Consider the following 23,898-nt stretch of genomic DNA (forward strand, 5'->3'; position numbering starts at 1 on the left):
GATTTATAGCGGAATGATGCCGGGCAAAGATCTGCTGAGGATCGAGGGGCTGAACGTTGTCTTCCCGCTGATGCGGGGCAGGCTGCGGGCGGTCAACAACGCCTCGCTTCGCATCCTGCCCGGCAAGGTCACGGCTTTGGTCGGTGAATCCGGGTCGGGAAAATCCGTGATCGGGCAGACGGTCATGGGTCTGCAAAGCCAGGTGGCAGAGGTCAGCGGCAAGATCCTGTTCACCGATCCTGCGGGCGACGGGTCTGCCGTCGACATCCTGCAGTTGCCGCGCGACGGTTTGAAGATCCGGTCGATCCGCGGCAAGCGGATGAGCCAGATTTTCCAGGAACCGATGACCTCGTTTTCGCCGATGCACACGATCGGCGACCAGATCACCGAGGTGCTCAAGATCCACGGATTGGGCAGTCCGGCGTCGCGGCGCAAGGACTGCATCGAGATTCTGGGGCTGGTCGGGTTCCGCGACCCTGCCCGCATGATCGACAAGTACCCGTTCGAGCTGTCGGGCGGGATGCGGCAGCGCGCCATGATCGCGATGGCGCTGATCTGCCGGCCGGCGCTGCTGATCGCGGATGAGCCGACGACAGCCTTGGACGTGACGATTCAGGCGCAGATCATGAAGCTTTTGCGCGACCTTCAGGCCGAGTTGGGCATGGCGGTGCTGCTGATCACGCATGATCTGGGCGTGGTTGCCAACATGGCCGATGAGGTGGTTGTGCTATACCACGGCGAGGTTCTGGAAAGTGGGCCAGTCCGGGCAATCTTTGACAACCCGACGCATCCCTATCTGAAGGGGCTGATGGGGGCGATCCCGCATTTCGACATGGCCCCGGGCGAACGGCTGCGCCCCCTGCGCGAGATCAAGACCTTGGGAGGAGCGGCGCTGGCCATGCTGCCGGGTGCCGTCCGCAGGCCCGAGGTGGCAAAGGCCACCGGCGCGCAAAAACCGGGCGCGGCAGACGATGTTCTGCTGTCGGTCCGCGAATTGACCAAGACGTTTGCCGCACGCAAAAGCGGCGGCTGGCTGCAACCGGCACAGTTTGTGGCACCGGCGGTGGACCGCGTCAGCTTTGACGTGCGGCGTGGCGAATGTCTGGGTCTGGTGGGGGAAAGCGGCAGCGGCAAGACCACGGTCAGCAAGATGCTGATGCGGGCGGTCAGCCCGGATTCGGGTGACGTGATCTACAATGATGGCAGTGGGCCGATCGACGTGATCCACGCGCAGGGCGAAACGTCGGATTATCTGCGGCGCCGGATGCAGATGATCTTTCAGGACCCCGTGTCATCCTTGTCGCCGCGCATGACCGTGCGCAACATCGTTGCCGAGCCTCTGGAGATCCACAAGATCGCCGACGGACCCGCGCGGACCGAGGCGGTGCAGGCGTTGCTGACGGCGGTCGGCCTCGACCAAAGCGCGCTGCAACGCTATCCGCACAGCTTTTCGGGCGGGCAGCGCCAGCGCATAGGCATTGCCCGGGCGCTGGCCCTTCAGCCGGAGCTTGTGGTCTGCGACGAGCCAGTCTCGGCGCTGGACGTATCGGTGCAGGCGCAGGTTCTGAACCTGCTGAAAGACCTGCAGCGCGATATGGGGCTGACCTACCTGTTCATCTCGCACAACCTTGCGGTGGTGAACTATATGGCGGACCGGGTGGCGGTGATGTGGGCCGGGCGGATCGTGGAACTGGCCCCGGTCGAGGTTCTGATGCAGGCGCCGGTTCACCCCTATACGCGTGCGCTGCTGGCCGCGGTGCCGTTTCCCGATCTGGGCCGCCCGCTGGATTTCGAGACTGCGGCGCTGTCCAGCGATGTCGCCCGGGAAAGCTGGGCCCCGGCCTTTCGTCCGGCCGCATCCGGCGATGACATGGGCCCGGCGGACCTTGGAAACGGTCACTTCGTGTTGGCTCAGCGCAATGTCGATGCAGCGGAGTTGCGGGCATGATCACCCGGCGCCAGACCATGGCCTTGATGGGCGCGACGCTGGCAAGCGGGATGGTCGGGAAAGGGCATGCCGAAACGGACAGTCTGGCCGACCGCGTCGCCGCGGGCGAGCTTCCGGCCATGGCGGACCGGTTGCCCAAGGTGCCGCGCGTGGTCAACCTTGCCGCAATGGGCCGCGAGCCGGGGCGGCAGGGCGGCACGATCCGCAGCCTGATCGCTGGTCAGAGGGATGTGCGCTATATGCCGGTCAACGGCTATGCGCGGCTGGTCGGCTATGACATGCAGTTCAACCTGCAGCCTGACGTGCTGGAACGCTATGACGTCGTGACGGACCGGGAATTCACGCTGTATCTGCGCGAAGGGCATCGCTGGTCGGATGGCAGTCCCTTCACCGCCGAGGATTTCCGCTTTTTCTGGGACGATATCGCCAACAATCCTGAAGTTTACCCGGACGGGCCGCCGGTGGAATACCTTGTCAACGGCAAGCCGCCGGTGTTCGAGGTGTTGGACGAACGCACGGTGCGCTACACCTGGGAGGACCCGGCCCCGGAATTCCTGCCCAATCTGGCGCGGCCGGCCGGGCTGCGGGTGATGGTGCCATCTGCCTATCTGAAGGCGTTCCATCCGCGCTACGGCGAGCCGGCGGCAATCGAGGCGGCGGTGGCAGAAAACAGTGTCGATGACTGGATTGCGCTTTACCAGAAACTGTCCCGCACCAATCGGCCGGAAAACCCGGTCCTGCCCACGCTGGAGCCATGGATTCCGCGGACAGCGCCACCTGCGGACCAGTTCATCTTCGTGCGAAACCCCTTTTTCCACCGGGTCGATGAGAATGGCGTGCAACTGCCCTACATCGACCGCCACGTCCTTGGGGTCAGTTCAGCCGAAATCATCACAGCCAAGACCGCCACTGGCGAAAGCGATCTGCAGATGGTCGGCCTGGATTTTGCGGATTACACGCTGCTCAAGCAGGCTGAGGATATTCATTCGATCCGGGTGAACCTGTGGAAGCGGACTCAAGGGTCGCGTGTCGCCCTTGCCCCCAACCTCAACTGTTCCGATGCGGGCTTCCGCGCCATGATGCGCGATGTGCGGGTCAGGCGGGCGATGTCATTGGCGGTCAATCGCGATGAGATCAACCTTGCGCTGTTCTACGGATTGGCGGTTCCAAGCGCCAATACGTTGCTGCCCGACAGCCCGCTCTACAAACCGGAATACGCGCAGGCCTATGCGTCCCATGATCCGGACGAGGCGAACCGGCTTTTGGACGAGGCTGGCTTTCAGGAACGCAATGCAAGCGGGGTGCGTCTGCTTCCGGATGGCCGGCCTGCGAACATCATTGTGGAATCGGCGGGCGAAAGCACGCTTGAGACGGATGTCCTGCAACTGATCCGGGACCATTTCCGGGAGATCGGGCTGGCGATCTTTCCCCGCAGTTCGCAGCGCGACGTGTTTCGCAGCCGCGCGCTTGGGGGCGAGGTGGTGATGTCGGTTCTGGGCGGTCTCGACAATGGTGTGGCCACTGCCGACATGTCCCCGGCGCAGTTGGCGCCGACCTTGGATGACCAGTTGCAATGGCCGTTGTGGGGGATGCATTTCCTTTCAGGTGAAAGCAAAGGCGAGGCCCCGGACCTGCCTGAGGCGCAAAAGCTTCTCAGCCTGTTCAAGGACTGGCGGATGAGCGAGACCACCGAGGAACGTGCGGCGATCTGGGCCAGCATGCTGGAAATCAACGCCGATCAGGTGTTCACCATCGGCACGGTCAATGGGTCGCTGCAGCCGGTGGTATCGGCTGGATGGCTGAAGAACTTGCCAGACGTTGCTCTCTATGGCTATGACCCGTGCAGCATGCTGGGGGTCTACATGCCGGACACGTTCTGGAGCGAGAAAGCCCCATGAGCCTTTGGCGGTATATCCTCTGGCGCGTGCTTGCGATGGTGCCGACGCTGGTGATGATCTCGGCGCTGGTGTTCCTGATCATCGAATTGCCGCCGGGCGACTATTTCGAAAGCTATGTCGCCGAACTGCGCGCGCTTGGTGAGGCCAGCGATCTGGCCGAGATCGAGCAGCTGCGCGAGCGTTATCATTTCGATGAACCGCTGCTCGTCCGTTACCTTTACTGGGCAGGCGGGATGTTGACGGGGGATTTCGGCTATTCGTTCGAATACCGGCTGCCGGTGTCCGAGGTGGTTGGCGACCGGCTTTGGCTGACCATTCTTGTGTCATTCGTGACGATCATCTTCACCTGGGTGATCGCCTTTCCGATCGGCATCTATTCGGCCACGCATCAGTATAGTGTCGGCGACTATGGGCTGACGCTGGTCGGCATGATCGGGATCGCCGTGCCGAACTTCGTGCTGGCGATCGTGTTGATGTATTTCGCGAACATCTGGTTCGGAACATCCATCGGGCACCTGATGGACCAGCGCTATCTTGGCGAACCGATGAGCTGGGACAAGTTCAAGTCGATCATGGAGCATCTGTGGATTCCGGTCATCATCATCGGCACGGCTGGTACGGCGGGGATGATCCGCCGCCTGCGCGCGAACCTGCTGGATGAACTGCAAAAGCAGTATGTGGTGACGGCACGGGCCAAGGGCATGAAGCCGCTGCCGCTTTTGACAAAGTACCCGTTGCGGATGGCGTTGAATTTCTTCGTGTCCGACATCGGCTCGATCCTGCCGTCGATCATTTCGGGCGCTGAGGTGACTGCCATCGTCCTGTCGCTTGAGACGACCGGGCCGATGCTGATCAGGGCGTTGCAAAGTCAGGACATGTACCTTGCGGGGTCCTTTCTGATGTTCCTTGCGCTGCTGACAGTCATCGGGATGCTGATTTCAGACATTGCGCTTGCGTTCCTAGATCCGCGCATCCGTCTGGGTGGGGAAAGCACGAAATGAACAAGCCGCTTCCAGAACCTGGCGCGGAACTGGAGCATTTTGTTTCAACGGCACCGTTCGACCCGAACTCCATGGCGCTGCATGTGGAACAGGAACGGGCCGGGATGACCACATCGCAGTGGCGGCTGATGTGGTGGAAGCTGAAGCGGCACCGGCTGGCCGTTGTCTCTCTGGTGTTCTTGGCTGTGATGTATATTGCGATCGCACTGGCCGAATTTCTGGCGCCCTATGGCCTTGAAACCCGCAATCTGGATGCGATCTACGCGCCGCCCCAGCAAGTGCATCTGTTCCACGAAGGCCGCTTTGTCGGCCCCTTCGTCTATGGCCGGGATATGACGCTGGACATGGATACGCTGCGGCGGGTCTATGTCGACAACCCTGATCAGGTGAACCCCCTGCGGTTCTTCTGTCGGGGGGATGAGTACCGGTTCTGGAACCTTGTGGATGCCGACCTGCACCTGTTCTGCCCGGCAGAGGGTGCGGATGCGTTCTTGCTTGGGACGGACCGTCTGGGCCGGGACGTGCTGTCGCGCATCCTTTATGGCGCACGGATTTCGCTGACCATCGGCCTTTTGGGCGTGGCCGTCAGCTTTGTGCTTGGCATCATCGTCGGGGGACTTGCCGGCTATCACGGCGGCTGGATCGACACGGCGCTGACCCGGGTGACCGAAGTGCTGCAATCCATCCCAAGCATCCCGCTGTGGATGGCGATGGCGGCGGTCATCCCGATCACCTGGAGCCCCATACTCGTCTATCTATGCATCACGCTGATCCTTGGTCTTCTGGACTGGACCGGGCTCGCGCGGGCGGTGCGGTCAAAGCTGTTTTCACTTAGAGAGGAAGATTACGTCACGGCAGCGCAGGTCATGGGGGCCGGTAGCGGGCGCATCATCGGCCGGCATCTTGTGCCGGGCTTCATGTCACATCTGATCGCAAGTGCGACGCTGACCATTCCCAGCATGATCCTTGGGGAAACCGCGCTCAGCTTTCTGGGCCTTGGGCTGCGCCCGCCGATCACCAGTTGGGGCATCTTGCTGACCGAGGCGCGCAGTGTGAACGTGATCGCGATCTATCCTTGGCTGTTGTTCCCTGTCATTCCCGTGATCCTTGTTATCCTTGCGTTCAATTTCCTCGGGGACGGTTTGCGCGACGCAGCCGATCCCTATAAGTAGCGACCGCCGTGGACCTGGGCCAAGCACCAGAAGCCCGGTCGTTGAGTGATTGGCCAGAAGGCAGAGATATGAAGCGTCGTTTTGATAATGCGCGTGTGCTGATGTACAGCCATGACACCTTCGGACTTGGCCACCTCCGCCGCTGCCGGACCATAGCGCATTCGCTGGTCGAAAACTTTGGCGGCATCACTGTGCTGATCATCTCGGGCGCAAGTATCGCCGGTAACTTCGACTATCGCGCCCGGGTGGATTTCGTGAAAATCCCAAGCGTCATCAAGCTGCGGAATGGCGAATACACCTCGCTTTCCGAGCATATCGACGTGAAGGACACGCTTTCTATGCGGCAGGCGATCATCCGGCATACGGCAGAATCCTTCCAGCCTGACATCCTGATCACCGACAAGGAACCGATGGGTCTGCGCGGCGAACTGGAGGAAACGCTAAGCTATCTGAAGTCGCGGGGCACCCGTCTGGTGCTGGGCCTGCGCGAGGTGATGGACGGCCCCGAGTTGCTGGATGCCGAGTGGAAGCGCAACGGAGTGATGCAGAAGATCGAGAAATACTACGATCAGATCTGGGTCTATGGCCCGCCGGATTTCTATGATCCGCTGATCGGCCTCGACGTGCCGAAATCCGTGCGCGAGAAGATGAAATTCGTCGGCTTCCTGAAACGCCGCGCGCAGCACACCGAGCTGATGATGCACAAGCCGGTGGGGGAATACATTCTGGTCACCACGGGCGGCGGCGGCGATGGTGCGGATCTCGTTTCCGATGTGCTGGCGGCCTATCATGCGGACAAGGACCTGCCGCACAAGGCGCTGATCGTGCTGGGGCCATACATGCCGGCCGAACAACGGCAAAAGTTCCTGCAGGACGCCGCCGATATTCCGCAGGTCGAGATGATCAGCTTCGACAGCCGCCTTGAAGAACTGATGGCAGGTGCGCGTGCCGTGGTTGCCATGGGCGGCTACAACACGTTCTGCGAGATCATGTCGTTCGACAAGCCGGCGCTGATCGTGCCACGGACCGTCCCGCGGGAAGAGCAGCTGATCCGCGCCGTCCGGGCGGCGGAGCTTGGGCTGGTCGACATGCTGCTGCCCGATGAGGCGGGCGATCCGTTGCGGCTGGCGGCGGCGCTGCGCAGCCTGCCGGAGCGCGCGCCACCGTCCCGGTCGGGCAAGATGCAGGAAATGGGTGGGCTCGACACCATTTCCACCATCCTGTCCGGCCTTCTGGTCGAGTCGACAGCGGACGTCGCATGACCTTGGACGCAAGGCGGCCAAAGCGGATTGTGGTGGTGCTGAAAGGCTATCCCCGCTTGTCCGAGACCTTTGTCGCGCAGGAATTGCTTGGGCTGGAGCAGGCAGGCTTTACGCTCGCGCTCTACTCGATGCGGAAGCCGACCGATCGCAAGCGCCACCCGGTCCATGACGAGATCGTGGCACCTGTCACTTATCTGCCGGAATATCTGCATGATGAGCCGTTGCGGGTGATGCGGGCCCTATGGCGGGCTCGGCGCTTGCCGGGCTTTGGCAAGGCGCTACGGCAGTTTCTGGCCGATCTGCGGCACGATGTCAGCCGCAACCGGGTGCGCCGGTTCGGGCAGGGGGCGGTGCTGGCGGCAGAATGGCCTGAAGGTGGCGACTGGATCTATGCGCATTTCCTGCACACACCCGCGTCGGTCGCCGGCTATGCCAGCCTTATGACTGGAATCCCGTGGTCCGTATCAGCCCATGCCAAGGACATCTGGACCTCTGACCCGCGCGAGCTTTCGCAAAAGCTGGGCGCGGCGCGCTGGGCGGTGACCTGCACGAAAACCGGGGCCGACTATCTGCGTGGGCTAAGCCCGGTGCCGGGCAAGGTGCATCTCAGCTATCACGGGCTGAACCTTGCGCGGTTTCCGACGCCTGTGGACGTGCGCCCGCCGCTGGACGGGTCGGGCGAACCGGTGACAGTCCTGAGCGTTGGCCGTGCTGTTCCGAAGAAAGGGCTTGATACCCTGCTGCGCGCGCTGGCAGTCCTGCCGCCGACCTTGGCTTGGCGCTTTGTTCACATCGGAGCGGGCGGGGAGCAGGAGGCGCTTCGCACGCTTGCCGGCGAATTGGGGATCGGGTCCAGATGCACCTTCAAGGGGTCGATGGACCAGAAGGGCGTGTTGGAAGAATACCGCGCGGCAGACCTGTTTGCACTCGCCTGCCGGATTACCGACGATGGCGACCGCGATGGCTTGCCCAATGTCCTTGTCGAAGCGGCGAGCCAGCGGCTGGCGGTGGTCAGCACGACGATTTCCGCCATTCCGGAGCTGTTCGTCGATGGCAAGACCGGGCTTCTGGTGCCGCCGGATGATGTGCCGGCGCTGGCTGATGCGCTTACCCGGGCCATCCGCGACCCGATGCTTCGGCTGCGGCTTGGGCAGGCTGCCGAGGCGCGGGTGCGGGCTGACTTTGACTACCATTCCAGCATCACCCAGCTGACGGCGCTGTTTGAGGACGGATGGGCTGCATCATGACGCGGATCCTGTTCTATGTGCAGCACCTTCTGGGGATCGGCCATCTGGCGCGGGCCAGCCGGATTGCGGATGCGTTGGTAAAGGCGGGGGCTGACGTTACGGTCGTCACCGGCGGCCTGCCGGTGGCGGGCTTTCCCGGCCCCGGCATCCGCCATGTTGCGCTGCCTGCGGTGGCCAGTTCTGCCAGTTTTTCAGGCCTTGTCGATGCGGCAGGCGTCCCGGTGGACGCGGCCTTTGAGGCGCGACGACGTGAACTGCTTCTGACGGCCTACCACGAGGCACGGCCCGACATTGTGCTGACCGAGGCCTTCCCCTTTGGTCGACGGCAGGTCCGGTTCGAACTGCTGCCGCTGATTGACGCGATCGAAAGCAGCCAGCCGCGGCCTTTACTCTGCGCGTCCATTCGGGACATCCTGCAGGAACGCGCGAAACCCGGTCGCGATGCCGAGACGGTGGCGACGGTCAAGGACCACTATGACCATGTGCTTGTGCACGGTGACCCGGGCTTTGTGCGGCTGGAAGACACGTTTCCGCTGGCCGAGGCCATTACTGACAAGGTGATCTACACCGGGCTGGTTGCGGCCCCGGTTCCCGCCCCTTCGGTCGACCGGTTTGACGTTGTCGTGTCAGCCGGGGGCGGTGCGGTGGGGGAAGCGCTGATCGCGGCGGCGTTGCAAGCGGCGCAGGTCCTGCCAGACATTGCGCGCTGGTGCGTGATCACCGGGCCTAACCTGCAGCAGGATGCCTTTGACAGATTGCAAAAGCTGACGCGTCGGGGGGTGGAATTGGTGCGCTTTCGGCCAGATTTCACGGCCTTGTTGGGGGCTGCGCGGTTGTCGGTGTCGCAGGCGGGTTACAACACCGTGTGCGATATCCTTGGGGCCCGGTGTCGCGCGCTGCTGGTCCCCTTTGCCAGCGGCGGAGAGACCGAACAGACGGCAAGGGCCGAGCGGCTGGCGGCGTTGGGGCGGGTTGCCGTGCTGCCTGAGGCAAATCTGGACGGTCCAGGCATGGCCCGGGCCATTGCCGCAGCCCTTGCCTTGCCAGACCCCGACCGTGGCCCCCTGTTGCGTGTCGACGGGGCACCGCGGACAGCGGAAATCCTGTTGACCCTCGCCCAAAAAAGGGCTGCTGGTCAGACGGTGATCACCTGAAAATCGCGGCCGCAGAACGCACCGGGGAAGTCCGCCTGAGCAAGCTGTTCGATGGACCCAAGCTCGGCATCCGTGCGGGTGATCGAGTGGTGGACGAAACCAACGCGCTTGGCGCCCGCCGCCTTGGCCAACCGAAGCCCTTGTTGCCAGGTTGAATGCCCAAAGCCACGGAAGACCTCCATCTCGGAGTCTTCGAAGGTCGCGTCATACAGGAACAGATCGGCATCGCGGATCAAGTCGATCACTGCGGGGTCAAGCTGCCCATCGACATGTTCGGTATCGGTGATGATCGCGATGACGCGGCCGCCGAATTCGATCCGATAGCCGATGGCATTGCCTGGATGGTTCAGCATGCCGGTTCGCACCGTCACGCCCTCATGCGGGGAAAGGATGTCGCCGGCATGAAAATCGTGGAAGTCGATGTTGGCGCAGCACATGTCCGGTCCAATCGGAAAGAACGGCTGGCGCATGAAATTCGACAGCATTTCGCGCGTGGTCATCGCGTCGGGCATATGGCCGGAGAAGACCCGAAGCCTTGACGCAGGATCGTAGAGCGGCAGGAAGAACGGCAATCCCATGATGTGGTCATAATGCCAGTGCGAGAAGAACAGGGTGAAGTCTGTCGTGCCTGCTGCCTTCAGCGCGGTGCTGGCTTGGTAGAGCCCCGACCCGGCGTCAAACAGGATCACGTTCGGTCCGCAGCGCACTTCGAAACAGGTGGTATTGCCGCCGAACACCTGAAAGTCCGGACCAGAAACGGGCAAGCTGCCGCGGCACCCCCAGAGCTTGATCTCGAAACGGGGCGGCACCATCGTCAGTATCCGCCCGAAGCGTCCGAACGCCGGTCAGGGAAAGCTGCATGCCGCGATGGGGCATCAACATGACAGGTCAAGACTTTCCGGCGCGTGGTCAATTGCGGGTCCTTCGTTCCAGATCGCTGCGGCACCGCTTGGCCAGAGCGACCCTGACCGAAGGCAGGATCTGGACGGCGCCGGAGGCAGAAATCGGTCAACATGACCGTCTCGGCCCTGATCATGTGCGGGTTTCCGCAGCATTGTCCAGCCGCAAACAGGATTCAGAGTGGTGCAACAATCGGACGCAGTCAGTGCTTGGCCCGACTGCGCGCCTCGGACAATTCCGCGGTCGTGCGGCTAAGACGATCAGCGAGGACGCGGACAACCTCGATCGTCATTTCGGGGAAATCGACCAGCAGCTTGAAGAAGTTTTCTTTGCAGATCCGCAACGCCTCGACCTGGGTGGTGGCCTTTACAGTCGCGGTTCGGGCGACATCGCAGAGAATTGCAATTTCGCCGACGAAGGAGTTGCTTTCGACTTCGGCGACCTTGATCGGGCCGGTCGGGCCGTCCACCAGGATGTCAGCCTCGCCAGAAAGAATGACGTAGGCAGCGTCGCCATGGTCGCCCTGACGAAACAGGATCTCCCCCGCCCGGTAGGTCACCCGTTCGGACGTGAAGGCAAGCAGCTTCAGCTTGGCGGGCGACACGCCTGCGAACAGGGGCACCTGCTTCAGCATTTTCACTTCGTCATTCAGCAGCATCGTCATGCATTCCTCCGCGCATGTCGGACGATCTTCTTTCCGTGATTATGCCGTGATCAGTTCCTTGAAGATACCGTTCTTTTGGACAAGGTCGGCGTGTGTTCCGTCCTCGACCAGCATTCCGCGGTCGAAAACGACGATTCGATCGAAGAACCTGGCTGCTGCAGGCTGTGACAGGACCCAGAGGATTGCTGGATCGCGTCCCTTGGCAGTAAGCAATGCCAACGCCTGTTGCGCGATTGCCTGCTGCGACCGTGAGTCGAGCGCAGACAGCGGACGGTTGAAGATGTAGTAGTCTGATCGGCGCAACAGGGCCCGCGCCATGCTGAGCTTTTGGCGCTGCACCGAAGTCAGCCGTTTGCCGCCCGCGCCAAGATGGAAATCCAACCCGATGATAAGCGCCGTGTCATAGAGCCCCAGCGGCTTCAACAGGCGTTCGACGGCGGCATAGATACGATCGCTGCCGTCACGATACTTCTGGCTGATCCGCCCGAAAAGCAGATTGTCGAGCAGACTGGACGAGGCGATGAACCGGGCCGGGTCGTAGACATTGAAGCCCTCGCGCAGGTCTGTCGGAAGCCCGGCATGGAACCGCTGGCGGAAGTCAACGACCTCGGACATCAGGTCTTCCGACATCAGGCCAAAGCGATAGCGGGGTTCGATATAATCGAAGCTAAGGAGGATGATGCGGTCGCGCTCGGCCTCCGTGACGGCGACGCTGCCTGCGTCGATCTTCTGCAGCAGCGCCTGATAGGCCGGGATTTCGTCCGCGCGCATGAAGCTGAGCTGTTGAAAGAACGGGTGGTCTGGCGGCAGGTCGGCGAAAAGTTCGATGGCATTGCGGGCGATTTCCACCCCCATGTCGAAAAGCCGCCGCCCCAGACCAACACTTTTCAGGACCGAGCGGAAGTACGGGTTGTTGCCGATCCGGTCGGTGGTCAGGTCAGGATGGCTGGCGGTACCGAAAAGCATGTTCTCGATCACGGTCGCCTCGACGTTGTAGGCTCCGGGTTCGAAGGGGACGATCAGGCCGGCAAGGTCTTCGCGGGCCAGTTCTTCGCGGAGCACCTGGCGCATCGCCACGACCTTTTCGGCGAAGTCCGGATGGCGATCCAGCTGCACGGTGGATCGCAGCGCAAAGTTGAGCACGTCCCGGCTGAGGATGACGGCATCGAGCACCTTTATGAGTTCCGCCATCAGATCTTCTTCTGACGTCAGCCCGAGGCCGGGATAATCAATCCAGCCGAAGGAAAGGTCGAAATCCGGGTTGCCGGCAAGCTCTGCCTCGCTGCGCTCCCACTCCCGATGTGCTTGTTCCGAGGCGGATGGGGGCACAGGGGGCGCCGAGATCGGGGCGTTCTTCAGGGCATAAAGCAGGTTGTCGAGCACCGTTCCGTAGAAGAAATAGCCATCCGGGCCGACATAGGTAATCGCGCGGCCCGCGATGGATTCAGGCAATGTCAGCAGGTCGACATCGCCCGCCGTCGCCCGCCCGGAACTTGGCCAGACGCTGCGCGTCAGAACTTCGGCCAGGACGTCGCCACCTGCGCCAGAATTGCCGACCACCGCAACCTTTTCGCCCGGGTGCAGGGCAAAGTTGACCCGCTCCAAGGACATGGCACCGCTTTCGTCGATCACGCTGAGGTCAGAGGTCGCCAGCGGAGGCCGAAGTTTGCCTTCGGCAGGTTCGGACGAAATCTGATGACGTGAAGGGTCGATCAGGTCGTCGATCAGGAACTGCTGGGTCACGGTCTGGTACTTGACGATGACGTCCTGACGGTTCTGGTCCCAGTCAATCAGCTCTTTTAACGGTCCGGGAAGATCCTTGTAGGCACCGATCACCGCGACCAACTGGCCGATATCCAGCCGACCGTTCAGGGCCAGATAGCCGCCAACTGCGTAGAACAGGAAGGGCGTGACCGAGGCGAGGAAGTTGTTGATGAACTTGACCAGAAACTTCCACTGGTAGATGTCGAAGCGGATCTTGAAGATCCGGCCAAGCCGGGCCGAAATGTCGGCGCGTTCATAGTTTGTCGTGTCATAGGCGTGGATCGTGCCGATGCCATCGAAGATCTCGCTGACCCGACCGGCAAGTTCCCGGGCTGTAAGCTGGCGTTCGCGGCCAAGCACCAGCAGGCGGCGGCGCATCCGCGGGATGATGAACACCTGCACCATGACAAGGGAAAGCGTGATCAGGCCAAGCGGCACGCTTTGCACGAAGATGAAGGCCAGCGCGGTCAGCGCCTGCCCACCCAGCAGGGCCGGGGATACAAAGGCATCTCCGGTAAAGCCGCCGATCGGCTCTACCTCGTCCTTGACCATGGTGGACACTTCGGCCGCCTTCATCCGCTTGAATGCGGTGGGGGGAAAGCGAAGGATGTGGTCGACAAGGGTATAGCGAAGCCGCCGCAAAAGCCGTTCGCCCAGTCTGCCCTTGTAGGTGTTGATATAAAACTTGAACCAGCCATTCACGATGACCAGAAGCAGGAACACAAAGCTGAGTGCGAAAAGCGTTTCGAGACGGTCAAGCTGGACGCCGGGAAACAACGTCACCTCGCCCAGCCAAGGCAGGTCAAAAACAAGCCGCATGAAAAGCTGGGTGTCGTCGGGGCTGGCGAACCCCTCGCCCTGAATCGGGCCGTTGACGATCTCCTTGGGGAGATTGAACGACATGTAATAGGGGATCATCGAGAGTGCGACAATCGACAGGATCCAGAACTGCTGTACCCGCGTATGCTTCCAGATATAGCGGGTCAGGTTTTCATCCATGATCGGTCGTCGACTTTCCTGACAGGCGAAGGTGGGGCAAACGGTGCACGCTAAGGGAGGACCTCGCATAGCGGGGATCGAGGATGTCGAAGCGGCATTTTGCGAGAGTTTCGCGCAGTCAAACCTGATCGTTGGTTGTTTTCAAGCGGTTTTCGCCGCGCTGTCGGACCATGGCCTTCATGCGCACTGCGGCCTCGGCATAGCCACCTGAGGCACCATCGATGAAGTGCATGTGGTCCCGACTGAGTGCGGAGGGAACAATGCAGGTCACAAGGGCCGAGTCCTGCCGGTGGAGCCCGTAATCACACAGATTGCGCGCGGCGGCATCCGCCAGCATCGCCTCGATCCGCGACAGGTCAGCTGCGTCGACATCGACGGTCATCTTCAACCCGTCATCGAACTTGCGGAAATCCGTGTTGTGGACGAATTGACGTGCATAGGACCGCGCGTTGAAACCGCCGAGGGACAGCCGCGTCCAATACAGGACGTAAGTGAGGATGATCTGCGCCATGACTGCGATCCGGGTCCTAAGCGCCTTGCCACGCGGCGCGGTGGCGCGCACCTCGGGTTCGACGCCAGCAAAGCTGAGCATGGGTTGCGGGCCTTCGTCGGGCAAGGGGTTCCCGGTACTGCCGGCCGTGTTCAGGATGGCGACCAGATCGGCAACCAAAGCCCGGAAGCTTTCAGGCGTGGCATCGGTTCCCGGAACTGCGATGACGGAGACGATATTGCCGTTCCGGGCAGCCAGTGGGTTCCAGCGGCAGGAAAGCCCGGTCAGGTCGGGGCGGCTGCCCGGCTCGGCCGGGGCAATGGTGTATGCCCCCGCCTTCATCTGCGCCTCGGCCCAGGAAGAGCCGCCACCCGCAAACATCGCAAAGGTAAGGTCTGGACCGGTCCGGAAGCGGGCGACCTGCACGTCCAGACCTTGGGCCCGGATGGCCGACAGCGGCACGATGGCCACGCGCATCGTCAGGCCCAGGTCCTCGCTGATCCAGCGGGCGACTGCGGCAAGTGCCGTGCGCGTCTGGTCCTCGGCCCAGCCGGGTACGGCGATCACCGCGCCGTCGCCGCCGAAGACAAAGGGATAGTCCATCCGCCCCAGCGTGTTCAGCACTGCCGTGATCACGGACGCGCCGGCCATGTTGACCATCTTGTACTTGCCCATCGCAATCGCCTCGCTGGATGAGACGACATCGGCAACGGCGAGTATCCAGTCATCAGGCAGGGCGCGGTAGCGTGATACGTCCGCGACATCGCCGAAATCGGTGAAGACCGGCAAGGTGTCGATGTAGTCGGGCGCGATGTCGGCCGTCATTAGGGGCACTCCTGTCGCGCGGGTCGGGGCGCGTCGCATAAGGATAGGGTTTGCGACCGGTTTATGGAATGGGACTGCACTTTCACAATCAGGTAGCCGCCGGGTCTTGTCTGCGGTGCGAAGGCCGGATGTTCGCTGGAGCAGGTCCGGGGCAGGTCCCGGGCAGGCGCAATACCATCGGACCGCTGTGGGCGGGCAACCCGATGTCTGCAAGTGTTGCCGTAGACAGTTCCACCATCCATGCTACCTTTGCATCCTGCGTTGCGGGGTCAAACCAGCCTGGCAGAAAGTTGCAGTGTTCAGTGAGATAGACGCCGAATGACACCCGCATCCGGAACGCCATGGTGGTCTTGGGCCGCCCCGACAGTCGCCATCCTGATCGGAGCGGTTGGATTGCTGGCTTTGCACGGCGAGATTCCGGCAATCGGTTTCGTCGTCGCGGTTCCCGTGCTTTTCGCCGCTGTCTTCGCCGCTGTGCACCATGCCGAAACCGTCGCCCATCGAATAGGCCAACCGTTCGGGTCCATTCTGCTGGCCCTGGCTGTCACTGTGATCGAAGTGTCGCTGATCGTGTCGATGCTGCTTTCCTCGCCCGAGACCGACAGCAGCATCGCCCGCGATACCGTCTTTGCCGCAATCATGATCGTGCTGAACGGGATTGTCGGGTTGTGCCTGCTGATCGGTGGTATCCGGTTTCACGAGCAGGTCTTTCAGGCCCGAAGTGCAAGTGCGGCTCTGGGCGTTCTTGGGACACTTGCGGTCCTTGGTCTTGTGCTGCCGAACTATACGACAACGACCCCGGGCCCAAGTTACGCCCCTGCCCAGCTTGTCTTTGTGGCCGTCGTGTCCTTGGCGCTTTATGGCCTGTTTCTGTATGTGCAGACGGTACGGCACAAGGATGCCTTCCTGGATGGCGACGCAGATGACGATCAGCATGCGCCGCCGGACCGCCGCACTTTCCTGATCGCGCTTGCCCTTCTGCCGCTGTCGCTGCTGGCCGTTGTCCTGTTGGCCGAGGTTCTGGCCCATCCGGTCGAAGCTGCCATTGTCCGGTCCGGCTTTCCCGAAGCCCTGATTGGCGTCATCATCGCGCTGGTCGTGCTGATGCCGGAAGGACTTGCATCCGTGCGGGCAGCGCGGGCGAACCGGCTGCAGACCAGCATCAACCTGGCCTTGGGGTCGGCGCTGGCCAGTCTTTGCCTGACCATCCCGACGGTGGCGGTCTTGTCGATCGCCATGGGCCAAACCCTGATCCTCGGTCTTGAGGCTGAACATCTGGTGCTGCTTTTGCTGTCGCTGTTCATGGCGACGCTTACCCTGGCCACGGGCCGGACGACGGTGCTTCAGGGCGGCGTTCACCTGGTGATCTTCTTCGCCTTTCTGACGATTGCCGCGATTCCGTAGCCCAACCCGCAGTCAGGGGTATCAGCGCGGGGAATTGCCGGGGTCGGGCGGTGGCAGCCCCTCCCACATCAACCCCGGGCGATAGCGGGCGGTGATCTGGCCGCCGCTCAGCGCAAGAAGATGCAGCCAGCCGTTGTCGAACAGCGCCCGCACGCCGTCATGCTTACGCAGGATGTCGGTCATCGCCTCGACCGGTGCCTCGACCATGACAGTCAGGCGCAACGCGTCATGCACGGCATTTGCGCCGTCATGCACGGTCTGGAACGGCAGGCCGGGGCGGAGGAGGCCGCCATTGCCCTCGACCACGCCGATGCCGCCTACGACGTTGTGGATCAGCTTGTTGCCGCCGCCAAAGACCTGTGGCGCCACGGTTGACCCGTAGTATTGCAGGCTGATCCAGCTGGCGACCACGACCGGGGCGGTCAGGATCAGTTCCAGCGTGCCAAAGCCTTCGTCGGCAGTCCAATCATAGCTGTGCAGGAAGGCACGGCCCTGCAGGTCGCGCCCGGCGGTCGCAGACCGGGGGGCTGCGATGAAGGCCGCGCAACCGGCGAGGCCCCATTCGGGCCGGACCTCGGCCCAGTCGGTGGCGCGGTGGGCAAGGGTTGCGCCCTTGGCCCCCGGCAAACGCAGCGCGCGTTCCGCCCGTGACTGGTGCGCGGCGGCGGCTAGCCAACCCTCGGCCCGGGCCAGATCGGCGGCGTGGCCGGGGGCGGGCGCGTCGGGATACAGCGTGACCTGATCGGTCACTGTATCATGCAGGCCCGCGACAAAGAGCGTGTCATCCGGCAGCGTCAGGCCCTGTGCAGGCAGACCGGCGCGGGTTTCCGGGTCGTTCAGAAGGGCGGCAAGCAGCCGGGCCGAAACCTCGCCGGTCTGGCCGCAGCAGGCACCGCAGTGATAGGCGCTTTCATGCGGGTTGTTCGTCACCTGCGCGCCATGGCCGACCAGCAGGACAAAGCGGGCGTGCCCGCTCGTCATGCTCATCGCGCGCAGGACAGCGGCAGCGGTCTGGGCCTTTTGCTCTGGCGTCAACAGTACTTCCATCCGGGGCATTGGGCTGGGGGCAAGCCCCTTGGCCCCCAGCCCCAGGGCATCGCGCACCAGCTTGCCGCCGTAGACGGGACCTGCCGCCTCGACAAAGGCGAAGGAGGAGACCGCCGCTTGCCGGAACCGGCCCCAGGCACGGGTCGCGCGGGCCTTGATCCGGATGGCCGCTTCGGCTTCGTCATTGCCGTGGCTGGTTGAGGTCAGCGCGGGGTTCAGAAGGGCGGGCAGATGGGCCTGCGCCTCATTCGTGCCCGCAGGCCGATGGGCGAGGGGCAGGCCGAAGAACCCGGCAAAGCCCAGCGTCTCGATCCCTTGATCCTGCCCTTCCAGCGCGCGGCGCAGCACTTCGGACCGCACGTCGATGCAGAAGGCGGCCTGCACCGCGGGCCGGTCCGTGCGGGCTATGGGCCCTGACAGAAGCGTGGCGAGCTTGCGCTGATGCGCCCGTTCCGCGGCCTCTTGCAGGACAGCGTCCAGCGCCTGATCGGCCGTCGCCATCAGCGGTGTGGCATGGGCGGCAACCGTGGCCTGCCAGCACTCTGCGAGGGTCGGGCAATGGGCCAGAAGGGCTTCTTCCCAGATCAGCCGGATCGCCAGAAGGTCGGTGAGCGTCGTGTCGCTGTGGCCCTTCAGTTCCGCCTGCCACAGCAGCCAGCGGGCATGCTGCGGCCAGCCGCCGAGGTCAACCAGCAGCCGGTGAAAGACGGTCTCGGCGGCAGCGGCGGTCAGGCCCAGCCGGTCGGCGGCGCGCCCAATGGAACGCTGGGCCGTGTCGGGCGCTTCGGCGACATGGGCGGAAAAGCCGGTCAACCCGGCAATTTCGGGCGTCAGGTCATGGGTCGCCCATTCCCGCCAGGCGGCAAAGGCGCCATGCCCCGGACGCGGAGCCCAAAGCGCCTGACCCCGGTCGAAGTACCCCGCCGCCCAAAGGCCAAAGCTACGGGCGATGATGGAGGGCCAGTCGGTACCGGTCACCCGCGCCGCCAGGTCCGCCACGGTGGGCAGTGCCTGCGGTGCGGGGGCTGGCACAAGCATCCGGGTTTTCAGCCAGGCCAGATCCTGCGGCTTGACCGGCGCGGGCGAGGCGATCAGCGCAGCGGCAAGGTCGTCATCGCTGATCTCGCCCGCCGTGACCCGTGCGGCAAGATCGGCCCGCGGCAAGGTCAATCCAACCCCCGCCGCCCGGGACAGGCGGGCCGAAGCTTGGGACAGATTTTCCTGCGTCTGGCCCAGAAACGGGTTCACCGCAACGGTGGCATCCAACGGAAAGGCAGGCGGGATCTGGCGCGCGGCGGCTTCGGCGGCGGCAAGGATCTCCGCTGCCATGGCGGGGGCAATCGGGGTTTGGGAGTCAAACATGGGAACCTCTGGATCAGGATTTCGGGGACGTCCGGAAGCCACCGGTCAGGCGGTCCAGAAGCGCGTTAAGGTATAGGCCGTTCGCCAGATGGACCCGCAGACCGGCGGTTGCCGGGTGATGCGCCCACAGCGGGAACAGTGACTGAGCAAAGGCCACAAGGCCAAAGGACAGGACTGCCAGCACGATCAGCGCCCATTCCAGCGCGCCTGCGATGGGGGCGGCGGGCAGGGACGGGCCCCAGACGGTTTGTGCCACCACCTGAAACCCGAAATAGGCCAGTGCTGCGCCAAGCGAGGCGGCCACCGTCCGCCGCGTCAGTGCACCGGGCGCTGTATCGGCAAGGCCTTGGGCGATCAGATAGGACACGCCGAAGATCAGGATCGCCCCCAGCGCCAGCGCCTGCGGCGACTTTTCCCCGACCAGCGCGGTAAACCCCGTTGCAACGGCTGCATAAAGCACCAACGCCAGCCCGAAGGACCGTGCCACTGCCGCAAGGCCCGGCACAGCCACCGGGCCGGGTTTGCGGATGGCGTTGACCGCATGGATTGCTCCACCCGACGACAGGAAGGCATGCGCCTTGTAAAGCGAATGGGCGACGATGTGCAAAAGCGCCAGCGCCCAAAGCCCCAGCCCGCATTGCAAAAGCATGAAGCCCATCTGCGCCACAGTGGACCACGCAAGCGCGGTCTTGACTGCACTTTGCGTCAGCATCACCAGCGCACCGAAGAGGGCCGTCAACCCGCCGATCAGGGCCAGCGCCGCCATCGCGCCGGCGCTGTTCTGCACCAGCCCCGCCAGCGTGATCAGCAGAACCCCGCCCGAGTTGATGATGCCCGCATGCAAAAGGGCTGAAACCGGGGTTGGCGCCTCCATCACCTCGGTCAGCCAACCGTGTACGGGGAAGGCCGCAGTCTTGAGGACAGCCGCCAGCACCAGAAGGCCCACCGCCACCTGCGCCAGCACGGGCAGGCTGGCTGCGGTGGTCAGGGCTGCGATGTCCACGGTGCCGAAGCTGTGCCACAGAAGGAGCGCCGCAAGGATCAGCGCCAGATCACCCGCGCCCCAGACCCGGGTGAACTTGGCCGCCGCGCGCCGCGCCTCGGCCCGGTCGGGGTAGAACAGGAGGAGTTGCCGCAGCACTAGCCCGGTCGCCACAAAGCTTGCGACCAGTACTGGCAGGCTTGCGGCCTGTACCAGAGCTAGAACCACCGCGATGGTCGTCAGGGTCAGGGCGTGAAACCAGCCCTCGCGCGCTTCGCCATCCAGATAGCGGCGGGAGTAGCGGACCACGACCCAGCCGACGAAGGCGACCAGAAGCGCCATGGTCGCGCTGACAGCATCCAGTCGCACGACCGGCGCATCGCCCAAAGTCAGGACCATCGGGCCGGCAAACCAAAGCTGTGCAAGCCCGCCAAGCCCAAGGCCGAGGGCGGCGAGGGCCGCAGCTTCCGCCAGCAGAGGCAGGCGGCCGGGTCGGCGACCGGGACGTGCGAGGAACAAAAGCGCCGCCACCAGCAGCAACAGGGGGGCAAGGGCAATAAGGGGAATGGGTGTCATGACAGGCTCCGGTGCTGGGATCGCGTCCGGGGATGTAGCCTTTGACAGAGTTCCAGAAAATTACATATATTGCGGGATATCGTTCCATTGGATCGAACAATGTCCCAGTTGAACCTGCACCATCTGCGCCTGTTCCGGGCCATCGCGAGCGTTGGCACGTTGACTGGTGCGGCGCGCGGGCTGAACCTGTCGCAATCGGCGCTGTCCACCCAGCTGCGCACACTTGAGGCGTCACTGGGGCAGGCGCTTTTCGAACGCAGGGGCCGCGGCCTGATCCTGACCGAAGCAGGGCGCATTGCGCTTGACCATGCCGAGGCGATCTTTCGCACCGTGGACGACTTGACCGCCACCTTGCGCGAAACCGGTCGGGCACGCCGGGCCTTGCGGGTGGGGGCGCTTGCCACCCTGTCGCGGAACTTTCAGATGCAGTTCCTTGCGCCACTGATCGGGCAGCCGGATGTCGAGGTTGTCCTTCGTTCCGGCTCTCAGGCCGAACTGTTGCGCGGGCTTGAGGGGCTGGCGCTGGACGTGGTGTTGACCAACCTTGCGCCAGCGCGCGATGCAGCGAGCCCGTGGCTGGTGCACCGGATCGACGAACAACCGATCAGCCTTATCGGCACGCCCGCGCGCCTTGGTCCGGTTCCAACGCCGCTGCACGAGCTTTTGGCCAGCCAGCCCCTGATCGTGCCCACGCTTGAGACCAGCCTGCGCACGGCGTTTGATGCGCTGGTGGCCCGGCTGGCGGTGACCCCGATCCTGGCCGCCGAGGTGGATGACATGGCCATGATCCGACTTTTGGCGCGCGCGGATGCGGGTCTGGCGATCATCCCGCCCATCGTCGTCCGCGATGAGCTGCAGTCAGGCGCCTTGGTCGAGGCGGCCCGGCTGGACGGGATCAGTGAAACCTTCTTCGCCGTTTCCCAGGAACGGCGTTTTCCAAACGCATTGCTGGCCGAGGTCCTGCATCGATAAGCCGACACCCGTACCGATGAAAACGAACAGCGCGGGGCGATCAATACTGCCCCACCCTATGCGTGGATCAATGTTGTCCGAACGACCACCGCCCTTGACGTTTTCGTGCGAGGCCCCTAAAAGCCCGCTCAGCGACCGGGCCCCTCTGACAGGTATTTGCATGCCTGTGATGTCGGCGCTGAGAGACCGGGGTCCATTGTCTTGCCGCGACATTCCCCTGTCATGATCCGACGGCCAAGGGGAATACCATGGATTTTCTTTTCTACGAAGTGATCAGCAAGCCGCTGTGGCTTTGGCTGATGTTCCTGACCATCGTGGTCGCGCTGATGATCTTTGACCTTGGCGTCCTGCACAAGGAAGATCACGAAATCGGGGTTGCCGAAAGCCTGAAGCTGTCGGCCTTCTATATCCTGATCTCCATCGCGTTTGGCGGGTATATCTGGTGGGCGTGGTCGAATGGCACCCTGGTCACCAGCGACGGGACCAATCCGGTCGCGTCCTATTTCCAAGGTTACATCATCGAGAAGGTTCTCTCGATCGACAACGTCTTCGTCATCTCGCTGATCTTCGGATATTTCGCCATCCCGCGGAAGTACCAGTACCGCGCGCTGGTCTGGGGCATCATAGGCGTGATCATCCTGCGGGGCGTCATGATCGCCATCGGGGCTGAGTTGGTGTCCAACTACAAGTGGATGACGCTGGTCTTTGCGGCGTTCCTTGCCTTCACCGGGATCAAGATGCTGTTCACCCAGGAGGGCGAAACCGACGTGTCGAAGAACCCGATGGTCGGGATGGTGTCGAAGGTCATGAACGTCACCAAAGAGCTGCACGGCCAGAAGTTCTTCGTGCGCCTGCCGCATCCGGTGACGCAGAAGATGGCGATCTTTGCCACGCCGCTGTTCGTGGCGCTGGTCGTGATCAACTTTGCCGACATCATTTTCGCGGTCGATTCAGTCCCGGCGATCTTTCTGATCACCACCGACACCTTCATCGTCTACACCGCCAACATCATGGCGATCCTTGGCCTGCGCGCGCTTTACTTCGCGTTGGCAGCACTGGTGCACCGCTTTCACTACCTGAAGTACGCGCTGGCCGTGGTCCTGATCTTCATCGGGCTGAAGGGCTTCTACAGCTATTTCTTCGGCAAGTTCGATCCATACCTGTCGCTCGCAATCACGATCGGTATCATCGCAGCGGGCATCTTCTATTCGCTTTGGAAGACCCGGGATGGGGCGGCCGGTACCGGTCACCCGTCCTGACGTTCTGGCGGACAGTGCCAGCCGGATGGTGCCACCCCGCGAAAGGCACCATCCGACGATCGCTTGCCCGAGCTTTGACCGCCCCGGACCGCGGAGTTGGCCCATTTGTTGAAAGATGAGGACAGAGCCCATGCCCAATCGCATTGCCTATCTGCCGCTGAACACCTACCCCGAAACGCCGCCCGATCCGGCGATCTTGTCCGCAGTTGGCTTTGCGGCTTCGCTGAACTGCGGCGTGCAAGTCGCGATGTTCGCTGTCGATGTCCCCAAGACGGCTTCGCCCGTTGGCGGTTTTCTCATCAACGTTGAGGGAATGGCGAATGCCATTGAAGACCGCAGCAAGGCTGAATGCGAGCGTCTGCAAGCCCTGATCAACGGGGCGGCGCGGCCTGACATCGACGTGGTGACCACGACCCACAAAGTGGTGCTTGGCGCCGCCCTCGATGCCGCCACGATCGAGGCGCGGACCTATGATCTTGCCCTTTTGCCGTGGTCGGCCGACACGATTTCAGCGCAAGACATGGCGCAAGCGTTGGTCTTCGGGGCAGGGGTGCCGGTGGTCCTTGTCCCGCCGTCGGTTCAGGTGGCGGCGGTCGACCATATCGCCATTGCCTGGGATGGCAGCCGCGTCGCCGCGCGGGCGTTGTGCGATGCCCTTCCCTTGCTTGCGGCTGGGGGCCGGGTTTCGGTTGTCACAGTGCAGGATGACAAGGCGTTGGGGGCCTCGCGCATCGCGCAGACCCTTGTGTCGGCTCTTGAACGGCGCGGTTTTGCAGCAAAGGCAGTCGACATCCGCCTTGACGGCCGAACCATCGCGGTGGCGTTGCAAGAGGCCGCCCTGTCAGAAGGCGCGCAGCTTCTGGCTATGGGTGGTTTCGGGCACTCTCGCCTGCGGGACTTTATCCTTGGTGGCGCGACAAAGGGCGCTTTTTCGGATCTGCGGTTGCCGGTTTTGCTGTCGCATTAACCCTT

General features: G+C 63.0%; 17 protein-coding genes. 11 read left to right on the plus strand and 6 right to left on the minus strand.

Annotated elements, in window-relative coordinates; all coding sequences use genetic code 11:
• The first annotated feature begins 13 nt into the window (after nucleotides 1-13).
• The 7 genes from EI545_RS14775 (at nucleotide 14) to EI545_RS14805 (ending at nucleotide 9,682) form a co-directional block, all read left to right on the plus strand.
• Nucleotides 14-1,948 (plus strand): dipeptide ABC transporter ATP-binding protein, encoded by a 1,935-nt coding sequence (locus EI545_RS14775; protein ID WP_125326180.1) that lies wholly within the window; start codon nucleotides 14-16, stop codon nucleotides 1,946-1,948.
• Nucleotides 1,945-3,846: an ABC transporter substrate-binding protein gene (locus EI545_RS14780; protein WP_125326181.1), complete on the plus strand. Its 1,902-nt coding sequence runs from the start codon at nucleotides 1,945-1,947 to the stop codon at nucleotides 3,844-3,846. Before EI545_RS14775 ends, EI545_RS14780 begins: the two co-directional genes overlap by 4 nt.
• Nucleotides 3,843-4,847: an ABC transporter permease gene (locus EI545_RS14785; RefSeq protein WP_125326182.1), complete on the plus strand. Its 1,005-nt coding sequence runs from the start codon at nucleotides 3,843-3,845 to the stop codon at nucleotides 4,845-4,847. Before EI545_RS14780 ends, EI545_RS14785 begins: the two co-directional genes overlap by 4 nt.
• Nucleotides 4,844-6,019, plus strand: coding sequence for an ABC transporter permease (locus tag EI545_RS14790; protein ID WP_125326183.1), 1,176 nt, complete (start codon nucleotides 4,844-4,846; stop codon nucleotides 6,017-6,019). The genes EI545_RS14785 and EI545_RS14790 overlap by 4 nt, the downstream gene beginning before the upstream one ends.
• Before the next feature lie 68 nt (nucleotides 6,020-6,087).
• Nucleotides 6,088-7,281 carry a glycosyltransferase family protein gene (locus tag EI545_RS14795; RefSeq protein WP_125326184.1) on the plus strand — a complete coding sequence of 398 codons (1,194 nt, stop codon included), beginning with the start codon at nucleotides 6,088-6,090 and terminating at the stop codon, nucleotides 7,279-7,281.
• On the plus strand, nucleotides 7,278-8,528 hold the full coding sequence (locus tag EI545_RS14800; protein WP_125326185.1) for a glycosyltransferase: 1,251 nt from the start codon (nucleotides 7,278-7,280) through the stop codon (nucleotides 8,526-8,528). Before EI545_RS14795 ends, EI545_RS14800 begins: the two co-directional genes overlap by 4 nt.
• Nucleotides 8,525-9,682: a glycosyltransferase family protein gene (locus tag EI545_RS14805; RefSeq protein WP_216842453.1), complete on the plus strand. Its 1,158-nt coding sequence runs from the start codon at nucleotides 8,525-8,527 to the stop codon at nucleotides 9,680-9,682. Before EI545_RS14800 ends, EI545_RS14805 begins: the two co-directional genes overlap by 4 nt.
• Here EI545_RS14805 and EI545_RS14810 read toward each other — a convergent pair.
• The 4 genes from EI545_RS14810 to EI545_RS14825 form a co-directional block, all read right to left on the minus strand.
• On the minus strand, nucleotides 9,664-10,494 hold the full coding sequence (locus EI545_RS14810; protein WP_125326187.1) for an MBL fold metallo-hydrolase: 831 nt from the start codon (nucleotides 10,492-10,494) through the stop codon (nucleotides 9,664-9,666). The genes EI545_RS14805 and EI545_RS14810 overlap by 19 nt on opposite strands.
• 290 nt (nucleotides 10,495-10,784) lie before the next feature.
• On the minus strand, nucleotides 10,785-11,246 hold the full coding sequence (locus tag EI545_RS14815) for a cyclic nucleotide-binding domain-containing protein (RefSeq protein ID WP_245990068.1): 462 nt from the start codon (nucleotides 11,244-11,246) through the stop codon (nucleotides 10,785-10,787).
• 39 nt (nucleotides 11,247-11,285) lie between these two features.
• A complete protein-coding gene (locus tag EI545_RS14820) occupies nucleotides 11,286-14,009 on the minus strand; it encodes an ABC transporter ATP-binding protein (RefSeq protein WP_125326188.1) in 2,724 nt (907 codons plus the stop codon).
• Between the two features lie 118 nt (nucleotides 14,010-14,127).
• Nucleotides 14,128-15,324, minus strand: a complete 1,197-nt coding sequence (locus EI545_RS14825) for a DUF3095 domain-containing protein (protein WP_125326189.1) — start codon at nucleotides 15,322-15,324, stop codon at nucleotides 14,128-14,130.
• Nucleotides 15,325-15,642: 318 nt separating this feature from the next.
• Here EI545_RS14825 and EI545_RS14830 point away from each other — a divergent pair, with 318 nt between their 5' ends.
• Nucleotides 15,643-16,728: a calcium:cation antiporter gene (locus tag EI545_RS14830; RefSeq protein ID WP_125326190.1), complete on the plus strand. Its 1,086-nt coding sequence runs from the start codon at nucleotides 15,643-15,645 to the stop codon at nucleotides 16,726-16,728.
• A gap of 21 nt (nucleotides 16,729-16,749) precedes the next feature.
• Here the strand turns inward: EI545_RS14830 and EI545_RS14835 are convergent, their stop codons facing one another.
• Complete coding sequence (locus EI545_RS14835; protein ID WP_125327564.1) at nucleotides 16,750-19,104, minus strand: YbcC family protein; 2,355 nt, start codon at nucleotides 19,102-19,104, stop codon at nucleotides 16,750-16,752.
• Between the two features lie 46 nt (nucleotides 19,105-19,150).
• On the minus strand, nucleotides 19,151-20,695 hold the full coding sequence (locus tag EI545_RS14840; protein ID WP_125326191.1) for a proton-conducting transporter transmembrane domain-containing protein: 1,545 nt from the start codon (nucleotides 20,693-20,695) through the stop codon (nucleotides 19,151-19,153).
• A 99-nt stretch (nucleotides 20,696-20,794) separates the two neighbouring features.
• Here EI545_RS14840 and EI545_RS14845 point away from each other — a divergent pair, with 99 nt between their 5' ends.
• The 3 genes from EI545_RS14845 (at nucleotide 20,795) to EI545_RS14855 (ending at nucleotide 23,893) form a co-directional block, all read left to right on the plus strand.
• Nucleotides 20,795-21,667: a LysR family transcriptional regulator gene (locus EI545_RS14845; protein WP_125326192.1), complete on the plus strand. Its 873-nt coding sequence runs from the start codon at nucleotides 20,795-20,797 to the stop codon at nucleotides 21,665-21,667.
• A gap of 248 nt (nucleotides 21,668-21,915) precedes the next feature.
• Nucleotides 21,916-22,926, plus strand: coding sequence for a TerC family protein (locus EI545_RS14850; RefSeq protein ID WP_125326193.1), 1,011 nt, complete (start codon nucleotides 21,916-21,918; stop codon nucleotides 22,924-22,926).
• A 130-nt stretch (nucleotides 22,927-23,056) separates the two neighbouring features.
• Nucleotides 23,057-23,893, plus strand: coding sequence for a universal stress protein (locus EI545_RS14855; protein WP_164517309.1), 837 nt, complete (start codon nucleotides 23,057-23,059; stop codon nucleotides 23,891-23,893).
• Nucleotides 23,894-23,898: the final 5 nt, after the last annotated feature.

The organism is Tabrizicola piscis, from assembly GCF_003940805.1.
Taxonomy (GTDB): Bacteria; Pseudomonadota; Alphaproteobacteria; order Rhodobacterales; family Rhodobacteraceae; genus Tabrizicola; species Tabrizicola piscis.